This window comes from Streptosporangium sp. CA-115845 (genome assembly GCF_050943795.1).
Taxonomy (GTDB): Bacteria; Actinomycetota; Actinomycetes; order Streptosporangiales; family Streptosporangiaceae; genus Streptosporangium.
Genome location: NZ_CP191988.1, coordinates 8,473,820 through 8,500,102, shown reverse-complemented (window position 1 = coordinate 8,500,102; position 26,283 = coordinate 8,473,820). Strand labels below are relative to the sequence as shown.

General features: G+C 69.7%; 21 protein-coding genes. 12 read left to right on the top strand and 9 right to left on the bottom strand.

Annotation, left to right across the window (positions count from 1 at the left end; translation table 11 throughout):
• Positions 1-219 precede the first annotated feature (219 nt).
• Positions 220-690, top strand: coding sequence for a flavin reductase family protein (locus tag ACQP0P_RS40415; RefSeq protein ID WP_433366264.1), 471 nt, complete (start codon positions 220-222; stop codon positions 688-690).
• A gap of 94 nt (positions 691-784) precedes the next feature.
• Here ACQP0P_RS40415 and sppA read toward each other — a convergent pair whose 3' ends face one another.
• From sppA to ACQP0P_RS40385, 6 genes are all read right to left on the bottom strand, one after another.
• Positions 785-2,485 carry a signal peptide peptidase SppA gene (gene sppA, locus ACQP0P_RS40410; protein ID WP_433366261.1) on the bottom strand — a complete coding sequence of 567 codons (1,701 nt, stop codon included), beginning with the start codon at positions 2,483-2,485 and terminating at the stop codon, positions 785-787.
• A 228-nt stretch (positions 2,486-2,713) separates the two neighbouring features.
• On the bottom strand, positions 2,714-4,705 hold the full coding sequence (locus ACQP0P_RS40405; RefSeq protein ID WP_433366258.1) for a S8 family peptidase: 1,992 nt from the start codon (positions 4,703-4,705) through the stop codon (positions 2,714-2,716).
• A gap of 148 nt (positions 4,706-4,853) precedes the next feature.
• Positions 4,854-6,449 (bottom strand): glycosyl hydrolase family 18 protein, encoded by a 1,596-nt coding sequence (locus ACQP0P_RS40400; protein ID WP_433366255.1) that lies wholly within the window; start codon positions 6,447-6,449, stop codon positions 4,854-4,856.
• 302 nt (positions 6,450-6,751) lie between these two features.
• On the bottom strand, positions 6,752-9,007 hold the full coding sequence (glgB, locus tag ACQP0P_RS40395) for a 1,4-alpha-glucan branching protein GlgB (protein ID WP_433366252.1): 2,256 nt from the start codon (positions 9,005-9,007) through the stop codon (positions 6,752-6,754).
• A 217-nt stretch (positions 9,008-9,224) separates the two neighbouring features.
• Positions 9,225-10,439, bottom strand: coding sequence for a copper amine oxidase (locus ACQP0P_RS40390; RefSeq protein WP_433366249.1), 1,215 nt, complete (start codon positions 10,437-10,439; stop codon positions 9,225-9,227).
• 3 nt (positions 10,440-10,442) lie between these two features.
• A complete protein-coding gene (locus ACQP0P_RS40385) occupies positions 10,443-11,117 on the bottom strand; it encodes a hypothetical protein (RefSeq protein ID WP_433366246.1) in 675 nt (224 codons plus the stop codon).
• 534 nt (positions 11,118-11,651) lie between these two features.
• On the opposite strand from ACQP0P_RS40385, the gene ACQP0P_RS40380 reads away from it, so the two are divergent.
• Together ACQP0P_RS40380 and ACQP0P_RS40375 are read left to right on the top strand one after the other, a co-directional pair.
• On the top strand, positions 11,652-14,099 hold the full coding sequence (locus tag ACQP0P_RS40380; protein ID WP_433366243.1) for a M14 family metallopeptidase: 2,448 nt from the start codon (positions 11,652-11,654) through the stop codon (positions 14,097-14,099).
• Between the two features lie 289 nt (positions 14,100-14,388).
• Positions 14,389-14,697: a GNAT family N-acetyltransferase gene (locus ACQP0P_RS40375; RefSeq protein WP_433366240.1), complete on the top strand. Its 309-nt coding sequence runs from the start codon at positions 14,389-14,391 to the stop codon at positions 14,695-14,697.
• Positions 14,698-14,754: 57 nt separating this feature from the next.
• Here the strand turns inward: ACQP0P_RS40375 and ACQP0P_RS40370 are convergent, their stop codons facing one another.
• The gene (locus ACQP0P_RS40370; protein WP_433366237.1) at positions 14,755-15,255 is read right to left on the bottom strand and encodes a GNAT family N-acetyltransferase; all 501 of its coding nucleotides are present in this window, start codon (positions 15,253-15,255) and stop codon (positions 14,755-14,757) included.
• A gap of 196 nt (positions 15,256-15,451) precedes the next feature.
• Here ACQP0P_RS40370 and ACQP0P_RS40365 point away from each other — a divergent pair, with 196 nt between their 5' ends.
• The 3 genes from ACQP0P_RS40365 (at position 15,452) to ACQP0P_RS40355 (ending at position 17,500) form a co-directional block, all read left to right on the top strand.
• Positions 15,452-15,826, top strand: a complete 375-nt coding sequence (locus ACQP0P_RS40365; RefSeq protein WP_433366234.1) for a hypothetical protein — start codon at positions 15,452-15,454, stop codon at positions 15,824-15,826.
• A gap of 318 nt (positions 15,827-16,144) precedes the next feature.
• Positions 16,145-16,480, top strand: coding sequence for a TraR/DksA family transcriptional regulator (locus tag ACQP0P_RS40360; protein WP_433366231.1), 336 nt, complete (start codon positions 16,145-16,147; stop codon positions 16,478-16,480).
• A 168-nt stretch (positions 16,481-16,648) separates the two neighbouring features.
• The gene (locus ACQP0P_RS40355; protein WP_433366228.1) at positions 16,649-17,500 is read left to right on the top strand and encodes an LLM class F420-dependent oxidoreductase; all 852 of its coding nucleotides are present in this window, start codon (positions 16,649-16,651) and stop codon (positions 17,498-17,500) included.
• A gap of 200 nt (positions 17,501-17,700) precedes the next feature.
• Here ACQP0P_RS40355 and ACQP0P_RS40350 read toward each other — a convergent pair whose 3' ends face one another.
• Together ACQP0P_RS40350 and ACQP0P_RS40345 are read right to left on the bottom strand one after the other, a co-directional pair.
• Positions 17,701-18,186 (bottom strand): hypothetical protein, encoded by a 486-nt coding sequence (locus tag ACQP0P_RS40350; RefSeq protein WP_433366225.1) that lies wholly within the window; start codon positions 18,184-18,186, stop codon positions 17,701-17,703.
• 124 nt (positions 18,187-18,310) lie between these two features.
• Positions 18,311-19,279 (bottom strand): helix-turn-helix domain-containing protein, encoded by a 969-nt coding sequence (locus ACQP0P_RS40345; protein ID WP_433382342.1) that lies wholly within the window; start codon positions 19,277-19,279, stop codon positions 18,311-18,313.
• Between the two features lie 202 nt (positions 19,280-19,481).
• On the opposite strand from ACQP0P_RS40345, the gene ACQP0P_RS40340 reads away from it, so the two are divergent.
• The 6 genes from ACQP0P_RS40340 to ACQP0P_RS40315 all read left to right on the top strand — a co-directional run bounded on the left by ACQP0P_RS40340 (position 19,482) and on the right by ACQP0P_RS40315 (position 26,277).
• On the top strand, positions 19,482-20,708 hold the full coding sequence (locus ACQP0P_RS40340; protein ID WP_433366222.1) for a sensor histidine kinase: 1,227 nt from the start codon (positions 19,482-19,484) through the stop codon (positions 20,706-20,708).
• Positions 20,705-21,367: a response regulator gene (locus ACQP0P_RS40335; protein WP_433366220.1), complete on the top strand. Its 663-nt coding sequence runs from the start codon at positions 20,705-20,707 to the stop codon at positions 21,365-21,367. The genes ACQP0P_RS40340 and ACQP0P_RS40335 overlap by 4 nt, the downstream gene beginning before the upstream one ends.
• Positions 21,368-21,745: 378 nt before the next feature.
• Positions 21,746-23,815, top strand: coding sequence for an MMPL family transporter (locus ACQP0P_RS40330; RefSeq protein WP_433366217.1), 2,070 nt, complete (start codon positions 21,746-21,748; stop codon positions 23,813-23,815).
• 456 nt (positions 23,816-24,271) lie between these two features.
• Positions 24,272-25,522, top strand: coding sequence for an AAA family ATPase (locus ACQP0P_RS40325; RefSeq protein WP_433366214.1), 1,251 nt, complete (start codon positions 24,272-24,274; stop codon positions 25,520-25,522).
• Complete coding sequence (locus tag ACQP0P_RS40320) at positions 25,482-26,099, top strand: RloB family protein (protein WP_433366211.1); 618 nt, start codon at positions 25,482-25,484, stop codon at positions 26,097-26,099. The genes ACQP0P_RS40325 and ACQP0P_RS40320 overlap by 41 nt, the downstream gene beginning before the upstream one ends.
• 13 nt (positions 26,100-26,112) lie before the next feature.
• Positions 26,113-26,277, top strand: coding sequence for a hypothetical protein (locus ACQP0P_RS40315; RefSeq protein ID WP_433366208.1), 165 nt, complete (start codon positions 26,113-26,115; stop codon positions 26,275-26,277).
• The last annotated feature ends 6 nt before the right edge of the window (positions 26,278-26,283 follow it).

The window sequence follows — 26,283 nt, the reverse complement described above, 5'->3', positions numbered from 1 at the left end:
GAGTGGGGGGCAAGGCCTATTTTCGGACACCCGACGACGAAGGGGGCGTCACTCCGCCAGTGGCCGGGTGCAATGGGGAGATTGTGTCCGGAAGCGGTCAAGGGTGATCCCGCCCAATGTCGTCACTGTTCTACCTGGCGGAACCTTGATCAGCCGCGTGCGACCACGGCCTTGCCGGGTGGATGCCCCGCCTCCGCCCGGTTCCGGGATGATTGCCGCATGAACGAGTTCGTCGAGTCCATGGCCCAGGTGGTGACCGGGGTGACGGTCGTCACGGTGAAGGACGAGCGGGATGACGTGGGGGTCACGGTCGGCACGTTCACCTCGATCTCGCTGGACCCGCCGCTGGTGATGGTGAGCCTGGACAATGTCGGATACCTCAACGAGCTGCTGCTCCGGCACGACCGCTGGGCCGCCAGCGTGCTGTCGGCCGGGCAGAAGACGGTCGCCAGCCGGTTCGCCACCGCGGGCCGTCCCGGTGCCAGGTTGCTGCTCGCGGGCATGCCGCATCACCGGGGTGAGCTGAGCGGGGCCCTCATCGTGGACGGCGGGGTCACCGCGCTGGAGGCCGAGACGGTCAAGGTCGTCCCGGCCGGGGACCACACGCTCTTCATCGCCAAGGTCCTCGGGGTCGACTACGTCGACGCGTCCGTTCTGCCGCTGTCGCGCTACCGGAGCCGCTACCGCTGACCCGGTGAGCCGCGCGTCCCTCCGCGCGGGAAACTCCCGTACGGGCAAGAGCCGCCGCGTCCGAACGCGGCGGCTTACTCAGCGGAAAACGCGGTCAGCGGATCGTCCATGAGCCCGGCAGGATGAGCGGCCCGTACGACGGCAGGCCCAGCTCGCCCGCGAGATGGGCGAGCGGGCCCCATGCCTCCACCCGGACCTGGGCCAGCGCGGCGGCCTTGTCCTCGCTGGACTCCGCGGGGCGCAGCCGCTCCAGCGGGTTGAGCCTGGGGTAGGCGCGCACCGGGGCGTCGGCGGGCAGGCCGGCCTTCCTGCGGGCCACGGCCAGGGCGTCCTCCAGGCCGCCGAGCTCGTCGACGAGCCCGTTCTCCAGGGCGTCGGCCCCGGTCCAGACCCGGCCCTTGGCCAGCTCGTGGGCGCGCTCACGGGTCAGGCCGCGCCCCTCGGCGACCTTGTTCACGAAGTCGTCGTAGACCCGGTCGAGCCAGGTGTTGATCCGCGCCCACTGCGCCTCGGAGAAGGCGTTCGTGGGGGAGAACATCCCGGAGTTGGCACCCTCGCCGACGATCTCCGAGGTGACGCCGATCTTCTCCAGCAGGCCGCCGATGACCGCCTTGCCGCCGAACACGCCGATGGAGCCGGTGAGCGTGCCCGGCTGGGCCACGATCACGTCGGCGGCCATCGAGACCATGTAGCCGCCGGAGGCGGCCAGGTCGCCCATCGAGATCACGATGGGCTTGCCGGCCTTGCGGGTGAGCACCACCTCGCGCCAGATGGCGTCGGAGGCCACGTACGAGCCGCCGGGGCTGTCGACCCGGAAGACGACCGCCTTGACGTTGTCGTCGCGGCGGGCGGCGCGCAGTGCGGCGCAGACGGTGTCGGAGCCCATCGCGCCGCCGCCGCCCATCGGGCTGCGGCCGCTGCGGCCGAGCCGGATCGCGCCGTTGCCGCGGACCAGCGCGACGGCCTGCTCGCCCGGGTGCGGCAGCTTCTTCGCGGTCAGCGCCTTGGCGTAGCGGCCGACGTACAGCAGCAACGCGTTCTCGCCGACATCGCGCTTGACCTCGTCGTAGACCTCGTCGCGGTAGGCCATCCGGTCGACGAGCCCGGCCTCGACGGCCTCGGCGCCGATGAACGGGCCCTGGTCGATCAGCTCGCGTACCCTGGCGGGCTCCAGCCCGCGCCCCTCGGCGACGCCCGCCACGACCTGCTCGGTGATCGACTCGGTGATGCGGCCCATCGACTCGCGGTGGGCGTCGGTCATGCGGTCCTGGGTGAAGGTGTTGGCGGCCGTCTTGTACTCGTGCCGCTGGCCGAGCTGGTACTCGACGCCGAGCTTGCCGAGCGCGCCCCGCAGGAAGCGCTGCTCCATCGCGACGCCGGTGAGCCCGACGTCGCCGGACGGCTGGAGGTAGACCCGCTCGAAGGCGCTGGCCAGGTAGTAGGGGACGGTGCCCCCGCCGAACTCGCCGAAGCTCTCGGCGAACGCGACGGTCAGCTTGCCCGAGGCCCGGAAGAGGGCGACGGCCTGGCGGAGCTCCTGGACGGCCGCGAGCCCCGGCGACTGGACACCGATCTTGACGATCAGGGCCTTGACCCGGTCGTCCTTCCTGGCCCGCTTGAGCCCGGCCAGCACGTCGGCCAGGCTCGTCTTACGCATCGCGAGGATGGCGCCCAGCGGATCCGCCGGGGCGCCGTCGGTCAGGCCCTCGGTGAGGTCGAGTTCAAGGACCAGTGGAGCGGTACGCCGCTGCTTGAACCGGTCGACGGTATCGATGATCACCCTGGTCGCGTCCATGCCCTTCACCCTAAGCGACACATACCGGGCTTATGCGGATCGGCGTAGGTTCACCGGCTTTCCGGGCAGGCGATGTGACGGTCCTTCACCGGCGGTGCCGGGCTTGTGCGGTGTGGCGAGACTCACCTGCTTCACACCGTCCCCGCCGGGCGCCGAGGCTGTCCTGCACCGGCCCTGCCGGACCTGTGCGGCCCGGCAGGTGTCCGAGTACGGGGTGCGACGGCCGTGTCACGCGGCCCGGCGGGTGTTCACCTGCTTCTTGAGCAGCGAGGTGGACGCGGCGGGAGTGGTGCCCTTCAGGCGCTGCTTCTCCACCGAGGTGAGGACCGTCTTCAGCGTCGCCGCCTCATTGATCTTCGCGGTGAAGTTCACCCCGCCGTTCGCCCAGTTCAGCCAGGCGGCCAGCAGCTCGCTCTCCAGCTTGGCCTTCGACGTCTTCTTCGCGGGTTTGAGCACCTTGTACGCGGTGCCCAGGGTGGCGGCGCGGGTGACCTCGGAGAAGACCTTGCTGGCCTTGCCCACCAGGCCGAGGTAGCAGCCGAGCGTCGCGTCCGGGATCGTCCCGGAGCCCCGGCTGATCTCCGTCGCCCACTGCGTGGCGGTCAGCGTCTTCGCGGACTTGCCGCGCGTGCACACCGCGGGGGCCGCCGCCGGGGGAGCCGTCGGGGGGACGGTCACCGTCACGGTGACCGTCACCGTCGGCAGCGGGATCGGCGTCGGCACCGGATCGGCCGGGATGGGGGTGGGCGTGGGACCCGAGCTCGGTTCCGGGCTGGGCTCCGCGCCGGGGTCCGGGTCGGGGTCGTCGGAGGGATTGTCAGGGGCGGGGGGAGTGACGGGAGCACCGGGGGTGCCCCCGGCGATCGCGGCGTTCAGATCGAGGCGGGGAGTGGTCACGCCGTCGTAGGTGATCTGTCGGCCCGCGTTCTTCAGCGCGGCCTCCAGCGCGTCCGGGGTGCCCGGTGCCTTCTGGGCCATCAGCGCCAGGGCACCGGTGACGAACGGGGTGGACATCGAGGTGCCGCTGTAGACCTGGTGGCCGCCGCCCGGCACCGCGGAGTCGATCTCCAGGCCGGGAGCGAAGAGGTCGAGCACGGAGCCGTGGTTGGACCAGTAGGGGACGGTGTCGTCGTCGCCCGTCGCGCCCACGGTCACCGCGCCGGAGAGGCAGCCGGGAGCCCCGGCACCGACCACGCCCTCGTTCCCGGCGGCGGCCACCACGGCCACGCCCCTGGCACGAAGGTCGTCGATCCTGCTCTTCAACGACGCCACCTCGGGCTCGGCGTCACACGCGCTCTCGTAGAGGCCGCCACCGAGGCTGAGGTTCACCGCGGCGACGTTCCTGCCGCCCTCCTTGAGCTTCGCGACGTGCTCCAGGGCGAGCAGGATGGTGGACTCGAAGGCGCTCAGGCAGGCTCCGCCCGCCTCGTCGCAGTCGTTGAACCTGCTGAAGACCTGGATCGCCACGATGTCCGCGTCGGGGGCGACGGCGTGCGCGATGCCCGCCACGTGGGTGCCGTGGTCACAGAGGTTGACCTGCTCGTGGACGCAGGCGGGGGTCTCCGCGTCGGCGGATCCGGGGTCGCTCGTCTGCCCGTTCGGGCACAGGGACTGCGCGCCCTCGTCCGTCGCGGAGAAGCAGGCCTGTTCCACGACCTTGCCCCCGAAGTCGGGGTGGTCGGCGTCGATCCCGGTGTCGATGATCGCGATCGTCTGGCCCGCCCCCTTGGTCCCGGCGGCGTGCGCCTTGTCCGCGCCGATCACCTGCAGGCTGGCGGCCAGTGAGCCCAGCGAACCCAGTGCGGCGGGGGAGTAGGTGCGGTCGCGGCGGATGGACCGGACTCGCGGGTCCTCGGCCAGCTTGGCGAGCGACTCGCCGCTGCCCTCGACCACGATGAACGAGGTGCCGGAGGGTTCGAGGACGACCTGGGCGTCGGGGAGTCGCGCCGCCTCCCCGGCCACCGGCGCCGCCTCCTCGGGGGCCGCCAGTTCGACGATCACCCGGGTCCCGTCGCTCTCCGCGGCGAGCCCCGCCTCCAGCTTCGGCACCGGTTCGCCGTCGGCGGGCGGGGCCGGTACGTCGACGGGCGCGGTCTCATCCGGGCCGGGGGACGGACTCGCGGAGGCGCTCGGGGGAGCCGGAGGGCTCTCGGCGAGGGCCGGCACCGCAGGTGCGAGGGTGAGAACCAACGCCATGGCCACCAGGGCTCGAATTCGCACACGTCCTCCGGGGGGATCAAAGGGCGTTTCGGAGTCTAAGCAGCTATATGCGCCGAGTGAATACTTTGCCCCGGATTTTGAGGATCTTCGCAGAAACTGCTCGACCCCCCGCGGCGTGACGCACACGGAGGGTCGAGTGATTGGGATATTACTTGAGACCGTTGGACATGGCGGTGATGAGCTCACCGTTCGCGGTGTCGCCGCTGGTCTCCCAGAAGAACGCACCGCCCAGGCCCTGGTTCTTGGCGTAGGTCATCTTGCCGGTGATGGTGGCGGGGGTGTCGTAGCCCCACCACTGGCCGTTGCAGAAGCCGTAGGCGGTGCCGGCGACGGTGCCGGTGGCCGGGCACTTGGTCTTGAGGACCTTGTAGTCCTCGTTGCCCTGCTCGTAGGTGCCGGGGGCGGGGCCGGTGGCGGTGCCGCCGGGGGCCGCCTGGGTCACGCCGGTCCAGCCGCGGCCGTAGAAGCCGATGCCGAGCATGATCTTGTTGGCCGGGACGCCCTTGCTCTTCAGCTTCTGGACGGCGGCGTCGGAGTAGAAGCCGGGCTTCGTGGGGGCGGGGAGGGCGGTGAGGGGCGAGTGCGGAGCCGTCGGGCCCTGGGCGTCCCAGGCGCCGAAGAAGTCGTAGGTCATCGGCATGATCCAGTCGAGGTTCGAGGCCGCGCCGGCGTAGTCGGCGACGTCCATCTTGCCGCCGTTGGAGCCGTCGGCGGTGATCGCCGCGGTGACCAGGTAGTTGGGGCCGAACTTGGTCCGGAGCGCGGAGATCACGTTCTTGAACGAGTTCGGACCGCTGGTGTCACAGGTGAGACCGCAGGCGTTCGGGTACTCCCAGTCGATGTCGATGCCGTCGAACACGTCCGCCCAGCGCGGGTCCTCGAGCATGCTGTAGCAGGAGTTGGCGAACGCGGTCGGGTTGGCCGCGGCCTGGCCGAAGCCACCGGACCAGGTCCAGCCGCCGATGGAGAAGAGCACCTTGATGTGCGGGTAGGCCTTCTTCAGCTTGCGGAGCTGGTTGAAGTTGCCGCGCAGCGGCTGGTCCCAGGTGTCGGCCACGCCGTCGACGCTCTGGTCCGCGGTGTATGCCTTCTCGTAGTCGGCGTAGGAGTCACCGATGGTGCACCTGCCGCCGGTGGTGTTGCCGAAGGCGTACAGGATGTGCGTCAGCTTGCTCGCGGAACCGCTGGTGACCAGGTTCTTCACGTGGTAGTTGCGGCCATAGACGCCCCACTGGGTGAAGTAGCCGATGAGCTTCTTGGCGGAGGGGTCGATGGTCGGGGTCGGCGTGGGCGTGGGGTCGACGGTCGGAGTCACCGTCGGGGTCGGGGTGGGTGTCGGGTCGGGGCCGCCGGTGCCGTTGCAGGCGGCGCCGTTCAGCGTGCAGTTGAGCACGCCGGACACTCCGCCGGGCGCGCCGTTGAAGCCGAAGCTCACCGAGGCGCCCGCCGCCAGTGCGCCGTTCCATGACTTGTTGACGAAGGTGTAGTGGTTCCCGCTCTTCGTCATGTCCGCGTCCCAGGCCGAGCTGATCGACTTGCCGGCGGGGAGGTCGAATTCGACCCGCCAGCTCGTCAGCGCGCTCGTGCCGGCCTTGACGACGACCTTGCCCTCGAAGCCGGAGCCCCAGTCGGAGGCGGTCGAGTAGGTCGCGGTGGCGGGTGTGGCGGCCGTCGCGCTGCTGATCCCCAGGGGAACCAGCAGCGCCGCCGCTGCGATTAAGGAGCCGATGGTAATGCGTCGCAAGGGTCGCTCCAGGTCAGAGAGTGCCAAGCCCCCGTACTCATAGGAAAGTTTCCTATTAGTTTCTTGAGCGTAGGTTCTCCTTTGCCGATGGTCAATGCCTCGGTCACGGATATAAGGCCGATTTAAGGTTTTGGGGGAAGCGGTTGGAGGCAGGGGGGCGAGAACGCGGAAAGGGCCGGTCACGCGACTGCGTGACCGGCCCTTTCGCGGTCCGGTTCCCGGGGGAGGCTGCTCCCGAAGGGGTGGCGCCCGAACGTCGCCGTCGCCTCACCGGTCAAGAGACAGGTCAGGGAGCCGATCGATCAGGCCGGTTCGGCCTCCTCGCGCTCCTCCGGCTCGCCGGCGGGCGGCTCGGTCGCGGCTCGCCTCCCCAACTGCTCTCGTACAACCTCCACGGTGGACTCGGACGCGCCGGGGTGGCGCAGCCAGAGGACGCCCAGCGGCGGGACGCGCAGCGTGGTGGCGTACGGCAGGCCGTGGCGCTGCTCCTCGACGGCCTCGACGGTGCCGAGGTTGCCCACGCCGCTGCCCGCGTAGTCGTAGGCGTCGGTGTTGAGCACCTCCTCCCACGAGCCGGGGAAGGGCAGGCCGAGGCGGTAGTTCTCGTGCGGGGCGCCGGAGAAGTTGGCCACGCAGGCCACCGCCGAGCCGTCCTCGGCGTAGCGGAGGAAGGAGAACACGTTGCCCAGCGCGTCGTCGGCGTCGATCCAGCGGAACCCTGCCGGGGAGGCGTCCACGCTCCACAGGGCGGGGGAGTCCTTGTAGACCCGGTTGAGGTCGCGGACCAGCCGCTGCACCCCCTTGTGCCCGTCGAAGTCGAGCACCCACCAGTCGAGCCCGCGCTCCTCCGACCACTCCGAGCCCTGGCCGAACTCGCCGCCCATGAACAGCAGTTGCTTGCCGGGGTGGGCCCACATGAAGGCGAACAGCGCGCGCAGGTTCGCGAACCGCTGCCACTCGTCGCCGGGCATCTTGCCGAGCAGCGACCCCTTGCCGTGCACCACCTCGTCGTGCGACAGCGGCAGCGCGAAGTTCTCCGAGTACGCGTACATCAGCGAGAACGTCATCTGGTGGTGGTGGTACTGGCGGAAGATCGGCTCGTGCCTGAGGTAGGCGAGCGTGTCGTGCATCCAGCCCATGTTCCACTTGAACCCGAAGCCGAGCCCGCCCAGGTGCACGGGACGTGAGACGCCCGGCCACGCGGTCGACTCCTCGGCGACGGTGACGATGCCCGGCGCCTCGCGGTAGGCGACCGCGTTCATCTCCTTGAGGAACTCGACCGCGTCGAGGTTCTCCCTGCCGCCGTACTCGTTCGGCGTCCACTCGCCCTCGCGCCGCGAGTAGTCGAGGTAGAGCATCGAGGCCACCGCGTCGACGCGCAGCCCGTCGACGTGGAACTCGCGTAGCCAGTACACCGCGTTGGCGACCAGGAAGTTGCGCACCTCCCTGCGGCCGAAGTCGAAGATGTAGGTGCCCCACTCGGGGTGCTCGCCCCGCGCGGGGTCGGCGTGCTCGTACAGCGGGGTGCCGTCGAACCTGGCCAGCGCCCAGTCGTCCATCGGGAAGTGTGCGGGCACCCAGTCGACCAGCACCCCGATGCCCGCCTCGTGCAGGCTGTCGACCAGGTGGCGGAAGTCGTCGGGGGAGCCGAAACGGGCGGTCGGCGCGTAGTAGGACGTCACCTGGTAGCCCCAGGAACCGCCGAACGGATGCTCGGCCACCGGCATGAACTCCACGTGTGTGAACCCCATGTCCACCACGTAGTCGACCAGCTCGACGGCCAGCTCCCGGTACGACAGGCCGGGGCGCCAGGAGCCGAGGTGTACCTCGTAGACGCTCATCGGCTCCCGCACCGCGACGCTGTCGGCGCGGCGCCGCATCCACTCCTCGTCCCGCCAGGTGTACTCCGACTTCTCGATCACCGACGCGGTCGCGGGCGGCGTCTCGGTACGCCGGGCCATCGGGTCGGCCTTGGCCCGCCAGATCCCGTCCGAGCCGAGGATGCCGAACTTGTAACGGTCACCGGGGCCCAGACCGGGGATGAACAGCTCCCACACGCCCGACCTGCCGAGCGAGCGCATGGGGTACGCGGTGCCGTCCCAGTGGTTGAAGTCGCCGATGACCCGGACACCGCGGGCGTTGGGCGCCCACACGGAGAAGGCCGTGCCCTCGGTGTCCTCGTGCCGGATGACCCGCGCGCCGAGGGTCTCCCAGAGCCGCTCGTGGCGCCCCTCGCCGATGAGGTGCAGATCCATCTCGCCCAGCGTGGGCCAGTGCCGGTAGGGGTCGTCCGTCTCGTAGGGCTCGGCATCGGGGTAGGCGATCCGGAGCCGGTAGTCGGGGATCTTGTCGAGGCCGGGGATCGTCACCGCGAAAACGCCGTGGGCCACGTGCCTCATGTCGTGGGCCCGGTCGTCCACGAGGGCCTGGACCTTCCGCGCCAGCGGGCGCAGCGTCCGTATCGTCACGCCCTCGGGAGTCTGGTGCGCCCCGAGGATCGAGTGCGGGTCATGGTGCGCTCCGCCCGCGAGCCGGTCCAGGTCCAAGTGCGCGTTCATGACTCACTCCCGTAGATCGATAGCCCCTACCTTGCCCTACCCGGGTCTCTCAACCCATGCCCCTGTCCACTATCACCATGCGTGTTAGGAAAAGGTGCAGATCTGAGTGAGAGAAAAGTGACGATTGTCGGTTATGTGGGGCAGGCCGGAATGCTCTCCACCGGCGGTGCCGGGCACCCGGGCCGGCCGAGGCGCCCGGCCCGGGTGCCCGGCGGCGTCAGTACGGGTTCTTGGCGGTGACGTCGCGGGGGGTGATGCGGAAGCCCTGCCAGTGGCTCGGCATGGGGTCGGCGTCCTCGTCGCGAGGGACGTGGTGGTAGCCGACGTTGACCCACAGGACCGGGTCGGTCAGTCGCTCGCCGTTGGTGTAGCGGTCGACGGACCTGGCGCACCGGGGAGTCGGGTTGACGCTCGCCAGGCGCTCGCAGGAGCGGTAGTCGGTGACGTAGAGATCGGCCCGGGTGAAGGCCTCGTCGGCGGGGCCCCGGTACTGGGCGCTGTCGGAGTTGTTGATCTCCCAGGAGACGCGGTGCCCGTCGGCGTTGCGCACCTTGCGGTCCACCACCCGCCACCAGCGCATCGGCCTGCTGACGGCCTTGGCCTCGGTGCTGAACGCCGTCCGCTCCAGCCGCCGGTTCGCGGTGCCCGAGCCGCTGAAGTCGTACTGCTCCACGACGTCGTCGGCCCGGCCCGCCACGTCGAAGTCCAGGCGCCAGAAGACGTTGTGCGTGTGGCTCGCCTCGAACCTGTCGTCGCCCACCCCGATGGGCCAGCCGTGCTCCGGTGTGGTGGTGAATCCGGCGAGTGACCCGGTGGCCCCCACCCGCGGGGTGATCGCGCCGTCGTCGGAGAAGGCCCATTCGGCCAGGTAGGTGTACCAGCCGACCTGGAAGGCGGCGAACACCACCAGGTCACGCCCCTGGGCCGTCAGGTTCGGCTGGTCGGGGACCGACTTCAGGTACGCGTGGCCGCGGGCCCTGGTCGTCACGCAGACGAACTGCTCGCGACGCTCGCCGAGCGGGCAGTCGGCCGCCCGCAGCGGAATGGCGGTGTAGCCCAGCGACCCGATGTCGTGGTAGCGCGGCCGGCCCCTGTCGTAGGGCACGTGGATCTGGGCCAGCGAGGTGCTGCGCAGCACGGCGACCGGCCGCTGGTTCCTCGGCGTGTAGACGACCCTGGTCAGGGTCAGCCCCTCGACGTTGCGCATCTCCCAGCAGAGCTGCCAGCGCGCCCCGTTGGGCAGGGTCTTGTCGATCCGGTACGGCGCGTTACACGGTGCCGTCGCGGGCTGCGCGGCGGTCGTCTCCGGCGGCGCATCGGACGACGCGCCGGAGGATGCGCCGGGCGAGGGGAGCGGCGGTATCGGTGCGGCCGGTGGGGCGGTGAGGGTTCCGGCGAGCAGGGCGCAGGAGAGGGCGAGGCGGAGGAACACTGATTACCACTCCAGGGTGTGGATCTTCTTGGCGGACAGGTCGACGACGAGCCGGCTGGTGTCCAGCCAGGTGCCGTCGGGCAGCCGGACGAACAGCCGCAGGCACCGGTGGACCTCGCACCGCCTGGCCGGTCCCTTCTCGCCGGACGGGGTGAAGATCAGCCCGCGCAGCCCCAGGTCCGCCGCCGACCCCAGCCGCCCGCCCCCCGCCCTGGCGTACGCCTCGCGTGCGACCTTGCCGTATCCCGGGTGGGCCAGCAGGAGCCCGGCGGCCGTCGTCTCCTCCTCCGGCGACGGCGGCGGTTGCACCCCACGGGCCACCGTCTCCCGCACGACGGTGCCCCGGCCGAGGTCGACGGTCCGCACGATGAGCCGGTCACTGCCGTAGTCGTAGAGATACGCGTCCGCACGGCGGCGGTCCGAGGTGTCCTTGTCGTCGTCGCGCTCCACGTAGAGCAGCTTGATCCGCCCCGCGGCCAGGTGCGATCTGGAGCCCGCCGACGCGATCGTGGTGGCCTGGGCGACCTCCTGACCGGTCAGTGGATCCTCCCGCGCGGGCATCTGCGGGGCGGACCCCGCCGCCTGTGACCCCTGCTCGCCGGAGACGAACAACAGCGCGCCGGCGACGACGGCCACCCCCGCCCCCGCGATCACCGTCACGATCAACCTTCGCCCCATGAGTGCCCTCTTTACTCACCGTTGACTTTTCATTGCGAAGGGTAGCGATCGGGAGGGGAGGTGGCGGGTCTAAAGGCGTATTGCGTTTTTGGTGGGTGTTACTGAGGTTTGTGGAACTTGAGGCCTTCTTGCTCTGCGGAGGCTTTGGGAAACCGCCCAGGTCGTTCGGGGTGCCTCGCCGGCAGGCGCCGGGGTGGCCGCGGTGGGAGCGGTCGCCGATCGCCCGGGGGGCGCCCGGCCACGATAGCGACACTCAGCCGCTAATGGCCATAAATCACCCAAGCGGCCATCAATTACGCGATGTACTTACTTGACAGGCTATTGATCTTTGCTATATATCACAACCCTGGAGTGAATGAAATAAGTCATATATAACCTTCATGTGAATATTTGCTTACGAAATTTAAGTGCGTCTGATATGCGGTTTTGGGGCCTTGGTGAATATTCGGCCTCTGGTGAGGATTCTTGCCAATTGTGCACTTCGTTGAAGAATGGCCAACTATCTGGGGTGTGTGCGAACCGGGGGAGTCTTTCATGAGGAGCCCCCTCGGCGGGAGGAGAGCCGGTCGCGCCGCGGTCGTGCTCGCCCTGCCCCTTGCCCTCGGCCTCGGCGCGATGCCTGTGCTGGCCGATCCGGCGCCGCAGGCCGGTGAGGTCGCACCCGACCGGCAACCCAGCGCGGCGCAGAACGGTGTGGCGCTGCTGCGCGTCATCGTCCCCGACCAGGAGGCCGTCGACCGGCTCAACACCATGGGCGTCGACCTCGCGGAGTACAAGAGGCCCCTCGACGAGGGCCTTGAGGTGCACGCCGTGCTGAGCCCGGAGGAGGCGCAGGAGTTGCGCGTCCTCGGCTTCGACGTGCGCGGTGCCATCTCCGACCAGACCGATGTGGCCGAGAACAGGGTCGCGCGGCAGGAGGCGCTCACCAAGGCGGCGGAGGCGGCGGCGGATGTCGACACGCTGACCCCGCTCCGCGCCGAGTGGTTCACCAGCCTCGACAACGAGTACTTCCTCGCGGTGGAGGTGAAGTCGAGCGCCACCGACGCGCAGACCGTGCTCACCGCCACCTGGGACAGCGGGAAGAAGACGGCCCCCGGCTCGGGCGGCACCGCGACGATGTCGCGCTTCACCGACGCCGGTCAGTACATGTACCACCGGTTCAACACGCCCATCTCTCTCACCGCGGTCCCCACCGAGGTCACCGTCACCAGCAACCGGGGTGGATCGGTCACGGTCCCGGTGACCAAGTGGCTGGGGGAGAGGCGCAAGGCGCCGAGCAAGCACTATGTCGCGGACTTCGTCGACCGCTACATGGACCCGACCGAGGTGACCAGCCGGATCTCCGGCCTGGCCCAGGAGTTCCCGAAGATCTCGCAGATCGTCAATCTGCCGTACAAGACGAACGGCTACCGCCGGGCGGCGCAGGCGCAGTTCGGCACGGTCGCGGCGAGCACGTTCTACGTGACCTCCAAGGCGTACGGGCACCAGGGCGGCAACGACATCAGCGTCGCGCTGGTGAAGCCGGACGCCGCCTCGGCCGCGCCGAGCGTGTCGGTGAGCGGCAAGGACGTCGTGGTCAACCTCGGCACCGACGCGTCCGGTGCGATCAACAGCACCGCCGTCCAGGTGGTCACGGCGCTCAACGGCGACGCCGCGGCGTCGGCGCTGCTGACCGCCGCCACCTACCGGGGCAACGCCGGTGCCGGTCTCGTCGCCGCCGCGGCGGCGGTGAAGCTGACCGACAACCTCAAGGCGCCGGAGGCCGTCTCGCGTGACCCGTTCCAGGTGAAGGCGCTGCGCATCGGCAAGCAGCGGGACGGTTCGAAGGTCGGCGTGTTCCTCTACTGCCAGGAGCACGCCCGCGAGTGGGTGACCCCGCTGACCTGTGTGGAGACCGCCGAGCGGCTGCTGCGCAACTACGCCCGCGACGGGCAGACCAGGAAGCTGGTCGACGACCTCGACATCTTCATCATGCCCACGGTCAACCCCGACGGCGGGCACTACAGCGTGTACGACTACAACATGCAGCGCCGCAACATGGTCAACCACTGCGACGCGACCAACGGCGATCCGGCGCGGCGCAACTCCTGGGGCGTGGACCTGAACCGCAACTTCTCGGTCGGTTCGGTGTTCGACGGCTACAGCGGTGCCTCGACGGTCTGCACCAGCGACACCTTCGCGGGTCCGGCCGAGCTGTCCGAGCCGGAGGCGCGCAACGAGGTCTGGCTCACCACCCGGTTCCCGAACATCAGGTTCGCGATGAACACGCACTCCTACGGCGGCTACTTCATGTGGCCTCCGGGTGCCTACAAGCTGGCCGGCCGTGAGACGCTGCCGAGGCCCGACTTCGGCACGGAGAACTTCTTCTGGAAGGCCTCCGACCACATCCTGTCCGCGGTCCAGTCCTGGCGCGGTACGGCGATCTGGCCGGGTCGTACCGGTCCGGTGCCGGACGTGCTGTACTCCGCGGCCGGTAACAGCGCCGACGAGCACTGGTACAACCGGGGCATCATCGGCTGGGACTTCGAGGTCGGCGCGGACGTCTACCACCCGGAGACCAAGCGCTTCCAGGCGGTCGGTTTCCAGCCGCCGTTCGAGGAGGGCCACGAGGAGGCGATGGAGTTCGCCGCGGGTCAGATCGGCATCCTGGAGATCGCCAGGTCCTTCTCCGACGACAACAGGCAGCCGAGGTCGGAGCTGAGCGTGACGGGGCGGACCAGCACCTCCGCCACGTTCACCTTCAAGACCGACGAGCCCGCCAACGTGTACTACACGCTGGACGGCGGCCGCCCGACGCCGAGTTCCACCAAGCTCGCCGCCGCGGGAATGCGCGAGGGCGCCCAGCGGATCACGGTCGACAGGACCACCGAGGTCCGCTGGTTCGCCGTTGACATCGCGGGCAACGTGGAGAACGGCTACCAGCCTGACGGCAAGGGCGACAGCTTCCGCAAGGAGAAGGTGAGGGTCCACGACGCTCGCTGACCCCGCCTGACGTTCGCACGGCCGCCGGTCCACCGACCGGCGGCCGTCGTTCAGCCTCATCACCGACCGGACGGCGCCGTGGACCGGCGCCACCCGCACGTGGGACGGCTCTGACAACGTCCTGCTTCGGTACGGGTGACCGGTTGCCAGGGGGCGGGAAGGCGGGGCGACAAAGGATGGGACACGGTCGGCTACATTCGTCCGTACCAGTCCTCGGGCTGTCCCCGCTGACATCTCACCGATCGCGGAGGGCTGGGAGGCTGAACGCGGTCGACGCCGAGGAGGACATATGACGGTCAAGGTCACCGACGCGCCCGAGGCACGCCGCTACGAGGCGCGGTTGGCAGGCGGGTCCGAGGTCGTGGGCTTCGCGGAGTACATCCGCGCGCCGGATCTGATCGCGTTCGTGCACACCGAGGTCGGCCCGGCCCACGAGGGCAAGGGAATCGGCTCCGCGCTGGTTCGCGTCTCTCTGGACGCGGCCCGGGAGTCGGGGCTGAGCGTGCTGGCCACCTGCCCCTTCTACCTGGCCTGGATCAGCCGCCACCCCGAGTACGCCGATCTCCTCTACCAGAACCGCAGCCGGGTCAGCGACTGAACGGCCTGAGCGGCGCACCCTGTCCGGTGCTGGATTCTCGCCGCCCCGATCCCGCTCTCACGATCCTCCAGGGTATGGCGGCAGGAGGTCCCACTCCTGCCAGGAGATCTCCCTGCCGGGCCAGCGGACCGAGAGGTACGGCCACGCCTCGCGCAACCAGGCGCGGACCACCGTCTCCAGCTCCTCCTCCAGGCCGGTGTCCTCCTCGTCGGCCCGCACCCAGAACGACACGTCGGCGTCGGCCCCCTGCCTTTCCGGGGGATCGACGTAGACGCACCCGAGCAGGCGGGAGCCGTCGGGGCTCAGCACCGCGTAGTTGAACGACCTGCGCAGCAGCGCCTCCTTCTGGTGCCAGGCCAGATCGATCAGGTTGTCCTCCAGCGTCATGTCGTCGAGCGGCCAGCCGCCCCACAGCGGGAAGCGCTCCCGCAGCCGGGCGGCGCTGCTCATCACGGCGTCGAAGTCACGCACCGCGTCGTGCACCGTGATGGGCCGGATGCGGAACCGCTCATGCTCCACACCCGCGGGAATCTCATGGGTTCTCGGTAGGAACGACATACGGAACAGCCTGACGCGCACGCCTTGGCAGCCGCTGAACTGCCGCTTGCCGGGGCCGGGTTCCGGTAGATCTTTCTGGCCGGACCGGGCAGAGGGGCCGGATTAGTGCGGACACCGGCGGATCCGGGATCGGCGAGTCCAGCGGCAGCGGACTGGGCATGTGCCTGTTTTCGCTGGTTGGGCTATGGTCGGCAGCATGGCGACCTCGTGGCGAACCCCACGTGAGTCCACCGCCCTGTCCGTGGCGGTGGGCTTGGTTCTGGCCGCCCTCCTGCTCGCCGCCCTGGCCCCGGCCTCGTACGGCGGCGGCCCCGCCCATCGGTCCGCCGGAGCGATCGGCGACGTCTGGGAGCCCGGGAACTGGCTCGAACAGTCGTCGACCATGCCGAGGGCATCCGCCGGCGCCTTCGAGCACCTGCCGGCCCTCCGGCGGCTGCACCAGCGCTCCGCCTCCGATCCGGCGGACCTGTTACCGCTCCTGTCCCCCGCGTGGCGGGACCCGGACATGGTGCGCAGCCCCCAGTTGGCCACCCACCGGACCTCGGGCTCGCGCAGCCCGCCCCTGATCTAGCCGATCCACCCCCTTCACCACCTGTCGGGCCACGCGCTCGACCGGCGGGTGGCGTACGCGCGCCGGTGTTCACCGAACACCCGGGGGCGCGCTCTGCCGTCCGCCGCGTTCGCGTGTCACCGGACAGAGCCGTGGAACGGCCGCGGCTCTGTGCACACCCCGCCCCGGCCGGATATCCCGCAGGTTCCATCGGGCCGTACCCGGCCCGTTTCACGCCATGCCCGCGAGGCCGCGACCAGGCCACGCCGGGCGAACTCGATGACGAGCGCGGCCATGCGCGCCGCCTGGCGTTCTCAGCTTTGGAAAGGACTTCCGATCATGTCAGTCAGCAGTGAGGGCACCCGTCTCAGCAGCGTGCAGGTCCGGATCATCCGCGAGGAACTGGACGAGCAGCTTCTGTGGCGTACCACCCGGGTGAACGAGCTCGAAGCCTCGGTGGAGGACGGGGAGGTCGCGTCCCGGCAGGACGAGCTCGTCGCCCTCGCCGCCGCGGGCCGCGACCTCGCGGAGACCAAGCGGGCCCTGGAGAGCCTAGACTCCGGCGCCTACGGCCGGTGCGTCGGCTGCGACGCGGACATTCCCTTCGAGAGGCTGAAGATCCGTCCGCTCGCCCGGTACTGCATCGCCTGCCAGCGGCGCCACGAGGCCCGCTGACCCGGCGGCCCCGTCCGGTGGACACCGGACGGGGCCGCTTCTCCTCGTGGGTCAGGTCCTCACTCCGACCGGCGCCTCCGGCGCGTCGGAAAGATCACTGCTGCGGAACAAGCGAGATCATCTGACGTGTTGGCCGACGAGGGACCTGACGACCTGGAGGTTTTCCCCATGAGCAGCGAGACCCCGAACATCGGGCGGTACGGCGTCTTCAGCGGGCTGGCCTGGCAGGAGGCGGGGGTGCGGGCCGAGGCGGCCGCGGAGCTGGAGGAACTCGGCTTCGGCACGATCTGGCTCGGCAACAGCGGCGTCGAGAAGGCCGCCGACATCGTGAACGCCACCTCCCGGATCGTGGTGGGCACCTCCATCCAGAGCATCTGGCACCACGACGCCGCCGACACCGCCGAGCGGTACGCCGAGCTGGAGAAGGCCCACCCCGGACGCTTCCTGCTGGGCCTGGGCGTCAGCCACCCCGAGGCCACCGACACCTACCGGCGCCCGTACGGCGCCATGATCGACTACCTCGACGCCCTGGACCGGGCCCCGGCCCCGGTGCCGCAGAGCCGCCGGCTGCTGGCGGCGCTGGGGCCGAAGATGCTGGGCCTGGCCCGGGACCGGGCGGCCGGTGCCCTGCCCTACCTCGTCACCGCCGAGCAGGTCGCGGCCTCCCACGAGGTTCTCGGCGAGGGAGTGCTGCTCGTTCCCGAGCTGGGCGTCGTGCTGGAGACCGACCCGGAGCGGGCCCGCACCCTGGCACGCGGCGGGCTGAAGCTGTACCTGGGGCTGCGGAACTACGTCAACAACTGGCTGCGCGGCGGCTTCACCGAGGACGACCTGGCCGGCGGCGGCAGCGACCGGCTGATCGACGCGCTCTTCGCCTGGGGCGACGAGGAGCGGATCCGGGCACGCGTCGAGGACTTCCAGGCGGCGGGCGCGGACCAGGTGGCGCTGCAGGTCATCACCGCGTCGGGCTACGACCTGCCCCGCGAGGAATGGCGCCGCCTCGCCGAGATCCTGCGCTGAGGCTTTCTCACGGTGTCAGCGTGAGCCCGATGAGGCACCCGGCCAGGAGGAACGCCGGCCCATCGTGGAGGTGGCCGAACCTGCCGGCCATGACGGGAGCAGCTTCCTGGCGGCCGAGCCGCCGGACGGCGGCGGATCGGCGACGGGGACGGACGCTCTCCGTCGTCCGGAACAGGTGGTCCAGTACCCGGTGCCCGGGATCACGAGCCCGTCCAGGCCCCGCAGGTGCCGACGTAACCCGTCGGCCCCTTGTTGCAGGCTCGGAAGTGCAGGTCGGAGTACAGGCCGTTGGGAAGAGCGCTCGTGGTGAACTCGGTCATGCCGTCGATGGCCTCATAGGTCACGAAGACGGTTGCGGAGTGGTAGGTCCACGTACTTCCGGAGTACCGGTATCCCTTGAACTGGAGTGCGCCGCCGTAGTTGTCGGTGTAGCAGTCGATGCCGTAGTCCGACAGCGCCCCGTCCACATACACGTTGTACGCCTTACGGCCATTGAAGGTGTTGATATAGGTATAGGTGTAATCGAACGAAGCCTGCGTACAGTCGTTGGCGCTCCTGATGATGAAAAACGTCAGGGCGGAGTGGCCGGCGGACGCCGAGGCGGGGACGGCGAGCGCGCCGGCGAGGGTCAGTGCGGCGGCCAGCGGGGCGATCCTGCGGGCGAGGCGAGTGCGGCGGATGGGCATGCGAGACTCCGTACCTGGATGGCGAGGTCCGACCGAGATGTCGCTTCTTGGTGCAGAGCAAGGCTAGATCGCCGTGGCGCGCGGGATGTGACCGCCGGCGCACGCTCCTGTGGAGATCAGCGCACTACCCGCTGCTGTTCCGCGTGTGCCGGTAGTCACCGGGCGAGACACCGTAGGCGGAGCGGAAGAGGCGGCTGAAGTGAGTGCGGTCGCCGAACCCCCAGCGGGCGGCGATCATGTGCAGGGGCAGGCTGTCGAGCCGCGGGTCCGTCAGATCGCGGTGGCAGTGTTCCAGCCGGGCTTGGCGGATGCGGGCCCCGACGGTGGGGCCGCCGCGCGCCTGGAACAGCCGATGCAGGTAGCGCAGGCTGATGTGGTGCGCCGCGGCGATGACCTCCGGGTTCAGATCCGGGTCCGCGAGCCGCCGCTCGATGAAGTGGTCGATGCGCTGGAGCAGGACCTGCCGGCGGGTCTCGGGGGTGAGCGCGTCGGATGCGTCCAGGCGGTGGGCGATGGTGGCCGCCACCAGGTCGAGGGTGATGCCGGACAGGGCGGTCTCGTCCGCTCCGGTGTAGCCGTCCGCGTCCCTCATCAGCTGGGACAGGTGGGCGGCCAGCACCGCGCCGATGCCCCTCCGGACGCAGATCGGCACCGTGGCGAGCTGGTCGACGTTGTCGGCGGGCAGGCCCGGCAGGGCACGCGGGAACTGCACGATCAGCGACCGCGCCGGCTCCTCCTGCGACGATCGCCATCCCTGGCTGGGGTGGGAGGTGCCGTAGAAGGCGAACTCCCCGGCGCGGTAGAGGGCGGAGCGACCCCGGTAGGTGAGGCCGGCCGAGCCGTTCAGGTTGAGGTTGAGCAGATATCTCTCCGGATCGTTCTCGCGGATCAACCTGGGAGTTCGGGTCACCTGGAGTGAGGGGTAGGAGAGCAGCGACACCTGGACCTCGCCCAGCTGCAACACGCGCATCGTGGCCGCGAAGTTGTTCTCATGTTCGCTGCGGACCCAGGCGCGCACGTGCGCCTGGGTGGCCATCTCGAACCAGCAGGGGAAACGGTCCCCGGCCGGCAGGTCGTGGGTGTGGAAGGTCATCGCACTCAATGGCGCTCCTCCTTCCGGCCGCGCCGCCGTTCCCCGCGGCCTCGGGTGAGACGCGTCAGAGTATCGACTTCCCGCCGGAGACCCGATGGAATCACCGTGGCGGTGTACGGTCGCGGGGTGTCGGCCCCTCGCGGTAGGCGGGATACCGCCACGGGTGGACGCCCCGGAGCGCCGGGCGGATTACCGTGCGGGGATGAGCAGGTTCGCACTGGTGGCCGCCATGACCGTGGTCGTCGGGTTCTCCTCCGTCATGGCCTACGGCAACCAGCCCGGCGCCCGGCCGCTCGACGCTCTCGGCTACGGGCTGCTCGCCCTGACCGTGCTCGGCCTGGCCGGGCCCCGCGAGTGGCCCGGGTTCGGGCTGGCCGTCTGCGCGGTCCCGGCGGCGGTCCTCTTCGTCCTCGGCTACGCCTACGCGCTGTGGCCGGCCCCCGCGCTGATCGCCGTCTTCGCGACGATCTCCGCCGGACGCCGGGCGCTGGGCTGGGCGGGTACGGGTTTCCTCGTGGCGGTCCCCACAGGCGCCGTCCTCCTCGACAGGACCCTCGACAACCTCACCGGCCTGCTGCTGTGGGCGCTCATCGCGGTGGTGGTCGGACAGCTCGCCGAGGTGTCCGGGGCCCGCCGCGCGCACGCCCGCGAGGTGGAGCGGCGGATGGTCGAGGCCGAGCGCACCCGCGAGGAGATGGCGCGCGGGCGGGCGCGGGAGGAGCGGCTCAAGGTCGCCAGGGAACTGCACGACGTCACCTCCCACACCGTGTCGCTGATCGCGCTGCACGCCGCCGTCGCCGCGGAGGCGATCGACCGCTCCGGCGGCCCCGAGGCGGCCCGCGAGGCGCTGTCGGTGATCCGTACGGCCAGCCGCGAGGCCCTGGCGGAGATGAAGGGCATTCTCGGAGTCCTGCGCGAGGACGGGCCGGAGGGAAAGCGGCCGATGCCGGGCGCGGGGCAGCTGGAGGAACTGGTCGCCTCGGCGGGCCTGCCGGTAGAGTTCGAGGTCGCGGGGGAGCGGCGCGCGCTGGCGCCCGCGGTGGACCTGACCGCCTACCGCGTCGTGCAGGAGGCGCTCACCAACACCATGCGCCACGCGGGGGCGAGCACGGCGCGGGTCCGGTTGAGCTTCGAGACGGGCGGTGTGACCATCCAGGTGGATGACGACGGCCGGGGCGGCGGCACGCTCCCGCCGGGCGCATCGAGCGGCGTGCACGGGCGGCCCGGCGATGGCGAGCGGCGGGGGACCGGTGGTGAGGTGACCGGCGGCGAGTGTCGGCCGATCGGCGATGACCTGATCGGCGACGTGACCCGTGGTGGGTACGGGCTGGCCGGGATGGCGGAGCGGGTGGCCGCGGTCGGCGGGCGGCTCGTGGTCGGCGACCGGCCGGAGGGCGGGTTCCAGGTCGCCGTGTGGCTCCCGGCGTGATCACCGTTCTGCTGGCCGACGACCAGCCGCTGGTCCGCGCCGGCCTGCGTGCCCTGCTCGACTCCGAGGAGGACCTCACCGTGCTCGGCGAGGCCGCCGACGGCCGCGAAGCCGTGCGGCTGGCCGCCGAGCTCCGTCCCGACGTCGTGCTGATGGACATCCGCATGCCGGAGCTCGACGGCCTGGAGGCCACCCGCAGGATCGTGGCGGCGGGCGGCGCCAAGGTGGTCGTGGTGACCACCTTCGATCTCGACGAGTACGTCTACGAGGCGCTCCGCTCGGGCGCCAGCGGCTTCCTGGTCAAGGACGCGGAACCGGCCGAGCTGCGCCACGCCGTACGCGTCGCCGCCCGGGGGGACGCGCTGCTGTCGCCGGGCGTCACCCGGCGGCTCATCGAGGAGTTCTCGGCCAGGCCCGATCCCGCGCCCGGCCGGGCCAGGCTGGCGCCGCTGACCGATCGTGAGCGCGAGGTGCTGGCCAGGGTCGCCGGAGGGCTGAGCAACCTCCAGATCGCCGAGCGCCTGCAGATGAGTCCCGCCACGGTGAAGACGCACGTCAACCGCATGATGGCGAAGCTGGCCGTGCACGACAGGGCGCAGCTCGTCGTGCTGGGCTACGAGGGCGGCCTGGTCCGTCCCGGCCTGCCGGAACAGCGCTGACGGCACTCACGGCGTTCACGGCGACGGCGGCGCGGCCACGCCCGCAGAGTTTCACCTCGTCGGGAGGCAGCGCGTTTCCCCGGGTGGGCTCGTCGTGTTCGGGTCCGCCGCCGGTTCGTGGGCTTTTTCCGTCACGGTGCGGTGCCCATGGAGTTTCACCCCGCCGGGAGACGGTGTGTTTCCCGGGTGGCTCCGCCGCCGGTCCGTGGCTTCCTTTCCGTCACGGTGCGGTGCGTGCCGGAGGTGAGCCCATCGGGTCTCGCTTCACCGGGACGGCCTTCGGGACTCCAGGGGTTCCGCGCTACCGCCGATGCGGTAGGGCGTCGCCCGCGCCGGGTGGACGACCTCGGGCGGTGCGCGCTCCTAACGTCCGGACCCATGACATCCCTCAACTCCCTGGCCCGCTTCTGCGCCCGCCGCAGGTGGCTGGTGCTGCTCGCCTGGCTGGCCCTGGCCGCGGCCCTCGTCGTGGGCGCCGCCCGCGCGCCCGGCGTCACGACCGACGACTTCACACTGCCCGGTTCGGAGAGCCAGCGGGCCGCCGACCTGCTCGGCGACCGCCCCGCCGAACCCCAGGGCAGCCTCGTGGTGTCCGCGCCGTCGGGCGTACGGGCCCCCGGGGTGCGGCAGGCGGTGACCGGGCTGATCGCCCGCATGAACACCGTTCCCGGCGTGGAGGTCGCCACCCGCACACCGGCCGGCGCCGCGGGCCGATCCCAGGTGCCGCCGGAAGCCCCCTACGGGCAGGTGTCCGCGGACGGCACCGTCGCCACCGTCCCGATCCGCCACACCGGCGAGGAAGGCGCCGCGAGGCTCAAGGAGATCCGCGACGCCTTCCGCGCCCCCGCCGCCGCTCCGGCCTCCGGAACCCCAGCCGTCCCCCTCCTCACGGTCGAGCTGTTCGGTGAGGACTTCGCCGACTTCACGCCCGGCGGCCTCACCGAGGGCATTGGGCTGCTGGCCGCCGCGGTGATCCTGCTCGTCGCGTTCAGGTCGCTGATCGCGGCGGTGCTGCCGCTGCTGGTAGGCGTGACCGGGGTGGTCTGCGCCGCCTCCCTGCTCTCGCTGCTGGGGAACTTCGTCCCCACGCCGGGATTCGCCGTGTTCGTGACCATCATGCTCGGCCTCGGCGTGGGCATCGACTACGCGCTGCTCGTCGTCACCCGCTTCCGCGCCTCGCTGGGAGAGGGCCGTACCGTCGAGGACGCCGTCGTACGGGCGATGACCACCGCGGGCAGGTCGGTGCTGTTCGCGGGCATCACGGTGATCATCACCGGCGCCGGCATCCTGTTCCTCGGCCCCTCGGTGGGCGGCGGCATCGCGCTGGCCGCCGGGTGCGGCGTGCTCATGGTGATGCTCGCCGCTCTCACCCTGCTGCCCGCGCTGCTCAGCCTCCTCGGCACCCGGGTCGACCGCTTCTCCCTGCCGTTCCGCCGTGGGACGGCCGGATCGTGGGCGCGCCGGTGGAGCGGGGCCGTGCAGCGCCGTCCCTTCCTGGCCGGTGCCCTCGCGCTCGGACTGCTCCTCGGCCTCGCGCTGCCCGCGGCGAGCCTGCGCTTCGGCTGGTCGGACGCGGGCAACCGGCCGATCTCCGACACCACCCGCCGCGCCCACGAACTGCTGGCCGGCGGCTTCGGCCCCGGCGCGGCGGGCCCGCTCGTGCTGGTCTCCGCCGGCCCGCTGGGCCCGGCGGTCGCCCAGGCCGCGAGCACGCCGGGGGTGGCCGACGTGACCGCGCTGGACGAGCGGACCGCACTGGTCGTGCCCGAGACGGGCCCGCAGGACGAGGCCACCACCGGCCTCGTCCACGCGCTGCGCGCCGAGTTGCCCGCCCCCGTCCTGGTCACCGGCGGTACGGCGGCCGGCATCGACTTCGCCGAGCACTCCTTCGACCGGCTGCCCGGGACGGCCGGCGCGGTGCTGCTCGCCTCGTTCGTGCTGCTCGTGCCGGTCTTCCGCAGCCTGGTCGTACCGCTGAAGGCCATCGCGGTGAACCTGGCGTCGATCGGCGCCTCCTACGGCGCGGTCGTCGCGATCTTCCAGTGGGATGTGTTCGGCCTCGGTACCGGCGGGCCGATCGACGCGTGGGTGCCGATGATGCTGTTCGTGGTGACGTTCGGGCTGACCATGGACTACGAGGTGTTCCTGCTCTCCAGGATCCAGGAGGAGTACGCCCGCACCCGCGACAACAGCGGCGCGGTCACCGAGGGCCTGGCGGCGACGGCCCGCGTGATCACCGCAGCCGCCGCGATCATGTTCTGCGTGTTCGCCGCGTTCGGCACATTCGACGACAGGGCGCTCCAGATCATGGGCATCGGCCTGGCGGCCGCCGTCCTCATCGACGCCACCGTGGTCCGTCTGGTCCTGGTGCCGTCGGTGATGGAGCTCCTCGGCGACCGCAACTGGTGGTTTCCCGGGACCGCCGGCAGGTCGGGCGGGGGGGCTTAGCGGTGAGCCGGACGGGTGGGCGACGGCGGCGGCCGTACTCCGGTGGCACCCTGAGGGAGATCCTCCCGTAGGACTTCGCAAGGTGAAGTTCGTTTGGTGAGTCCGTCGTTTCGTGCTCGTCGTTCGAATCCTCATTGTGCCAGGTGAGTGTCAAGTTAACTTCCTGCTTATCATGCTATATGACTAAAAATCCTATTTAGGTAGTTTCGAAGGCTGTTTTCCTGTTTTTGTCGAGTGCGCAAAAGGCGAGGTCGTGCGTCGCCGCTTCTTCGCGGTAGATGTCGACCTGTTGATCTTCCGGACAATCGGATGGTTGGTCCCGTACAGTTGCTCACGCTCATTCGTGCGGTTCTTCCGCACGACTGAGGGTAGATCCCCTGTGGGAAGGAGGTCGGCACGTCAATGTTGCTAAGTTTCCGTACGGCCAACCACCGATCGCTCCGCGATGAACAGCAGTTGTTGCTGACTCTCAACTACAGTTCCGACAGTCCGGCCGACGTTGACTGGGAGTGCGTCCCCGTGGTCGGGCTCTTCGGCCCCAACGCCTCCGGCAAGTCCAACGTCATCGATGCGCTGGTCTACATGCGAAACCTGGTGCGAGGCTCCCTCAGGGAGAGCGAGCCGGGCGCCGGCATCCAGCGATCCCCCTTCGCTCTGAATCCCGCGATGCGGGAAGAGCCGTCCACCTACGTGGTCGATCTCCTCCTTGAGAGGACTCGCTACACCTACGGATTCTCGGTCGACGACACGCAGGTGACCGAGGAGTGGATGTACAGCTATCCAGTGGGGCGGAAACGCACGATTTTCCATCGGAACTCGGACACCTACTCGTATGGAGAGCACTCTCCGGAGTCCATGAGGCAGGTGGAAGGCATCACGGATTCGAACGTGCTCTTCCTGTCCGTCGCGGCGCGATCGAAGCAGGGTCTGGTCAGGCCGGTTTACGACTGGTTCGTCGGTGTCCTGGATCGCAAGCCCGCGATGACGCACCTCCTTCGTAGCGTCGAGTCCCTTGACCGCTCGGGTTATCTCGATCGTCTGACGTCGCTGTTGCAGGCTGCGGACACCGGAATCGAGTCGGCCGAGATCGTCGATGAGACGGACGAGGAGTTCGCCGAGCGAACCGCTCGCCTGGAAGGGCTCTCTCGGGTGGGAAGACCCGAAAGGTACTCACTGCAACGGCGTAAGGAAGTGTTCTTCCAACACAGGGGAGAAAACGGCACATTCCCCTTGAGTTTAAGAGACCAATCCTTCGGCACCAGGGCCCTCTATGAAATGGGGATCCCGGTCTTCAGATCACTCGATCGAGGGACCCTTCTCATCGTGGACGAGCTCGACGCGAGTCTGCATCCGTACCTGTCGGCTCAACTGGTCAAGCTCTTCAGGGAACCCTCGACCAATCCTCTGGGTGCCCAGCTCGTCTTCACCAGCCACGACGCCACGCTGCTCGGCCGGATCCAGGGCGAGGAAGTGCTTCATCGAGACCACGTCTGGTTCACGGAGAAGGACGAATGCGGTGCGACGGAGTTGTTCCCGCTTTCCGAGTTCAAGCCGCGCCGGGACGAGAACCGGGAGCGCAGATACATGGCCGGCCGCTATGGCGCCGTCCCCATCGTCAATGACGAGCTCTTCGCCACTGCGCTCTCAAGGCGCGGAGAGGTAGGCGATGTCCCCCCAGACATCCAAGTCTACGAAGATCAGCACTGAGACCAACCTGAAGGGAGGTAAAAAGGGGACCAAAGAAGAACGCTCTACCTTCCTGATCCTGTGCGAAGGGAAAACCGAGAAAGACTATTTCACGGGTATGCGCTCCCGACGTGGCCCTCAGATCGATGTGGACGTCCCCAAGGGTGATCATCTCGCTAAGGTACGTGAAGCTGTCGATCGTGTGTCGAGTGATTACGATGCCGTCTGGTGCATCCTGGATACAGAACTGGACGGGGAGCTCACCGCCGAGATGACGCGCGAAGCAGGGAAGAGCGGCAGGGTCAGACTGGGTCTTTCCACGCCGTGCTTCGAACTCTGGCTGATCCTTCACCACGCCGACTGCGCGAGGCCGTTTCAATCGGCCGATGCCGCCAAGAAAAAACTGAAAAAGATCGTCCCCTCCTGGAGTGAGAAAAACACCAGGTTCTCCGATTTCTCGGCCGGGGTCGGCGCAGCGTGCGACAGGGCGCAAAAACTTAGCCCGGACGGCAGGAATCCGTTGAAGAACCCTTCGACAAATGTCTGGGAGCTGGTCTCCGGCATTCGCGAAAAGCAGGGTGCGGGACGCCAGAAGTAAGATCCCAGCGGGATTGCCGATCGCCCTCATCGCACGGAGCGGGGAGACCTCGGCGGTCACGGCCGAAGCCGGCGCTTCCATCGGTGTGCCGGTGGTCACCGCGACGGCCGACAGCACCGACAACGTGCCGGTGGTGGACGCCCTCAAACAGGGGTGTCCTGGGGGAGCCATCCCATGACCGAGC

Bases quoted from the DNA above. Each gene is read 5' to 3' on its own strand.
- ACQP0P_RS40380 (WP_433366243.1), top strand. From the start codon at position 11,652: ATGAGGAGCCCCCTCGGCGGGAGGAGAGCCGGTCGCGCCGCGGTCGTG.
- ACQP0P_RS40340 (WP_433366222.1), top strand. From the start codon at position 19,482: ATGAGCAGGTTCGCACTGGTGGCCGCCATGACCGTGGTCGTCGGGTTC.
- ACQP0P_RS40365 (WP_433366234.1), top strand. From the start codon at position 15,452: ATGGCGACCTCGTGGCGAACCCCACGTGAGTCCACCGCCCTGTCCGTG.
- glgB (WP_433366252.1), bottom strand. From the start codon at position 9,007: ATGAACGCGCACTTGGACCTGGACCGGCTCGCGGGCGGAGCGCACCAT.
- ACQP0P_RS40345 (WP_433382342.1), bottom strand. From the start codon at position 19,279: ATGACCTTCCACACCCACGACCTGCCGGCCGGGGACCGTTTCCCCTGC.
- ACQP0P_RS40375 (WP_433366240.1), top strand. From the start codon at position 14,389: ATGACGGTCAAGGTCACCGACGCGCCCGAGGCACGCCGCTACGAGGCG.
- ACQP0P_RS40360 (WP_433366231.1), top strand. From the start codon at position 16,145: ATGTCAGTCAGCAGTGAGGGCACCCGTCTCAGCAGCGTGCAGGTCCGG.
- ACQP0P_RS40415 (WP_433366264.1), top strand. From the start codon at position 220: ATGAACGAGTTCGTCGAGTCCATGGCCCAGGTGGTGACCGGGGTGACG.
- ACQP0P_RS40370 (WP_433366237.1), bottom strand. From the start codon at position 15,255: ATGTCGTTCCTACCGAGAACCCATGAGATTCCCGCGGGTGTGGAGCAT.
- ACQP0P_RS40320 (WP_433366211.1), top strand. From the start codon at position 25,482: ATGTCCCCCCAGACATCCAAGTCTACGAAGATCAGCACTGAGACCAAC.
- ACQP0P_RS40330 (WP_433366217.1), top strand. From the start codon at position 21,746: ATGACATCCCTCAACTCCCTGGCCCGCTTCTGCGCCCGCCGCAGGTGG.
- ACQP0P_RS40385 (WP_433366246.1), bottom strand. From the start codon at position 11,117: ATGGGGCGAAGGTTGATCGTGACGGTGATCGCGGGGGCGGGGGTGGCC.
- sppA (WP_433366261.1), bottom strand. From the start codon at position 2,485: ATGGACGCGACCAGGGTGATCATCGATACCGTCGACCGGTTCAAGCAG.
- ACQP0P_RS40355 (WP_433366228.1), top strand. From the start codon at position 16,649: ATGAGCAGCGAGACCCCGAACATCGGGCGGTACGGCGTCTTCAGCGGG.
- ACQP0P_RS40350 (WP_433366225.1), bottom strand. From the start codon at position 18,186: ATGCCCATCCGCCGCACTCGCCTCGCCCGCAGGATCGCCCCGCTGGCC.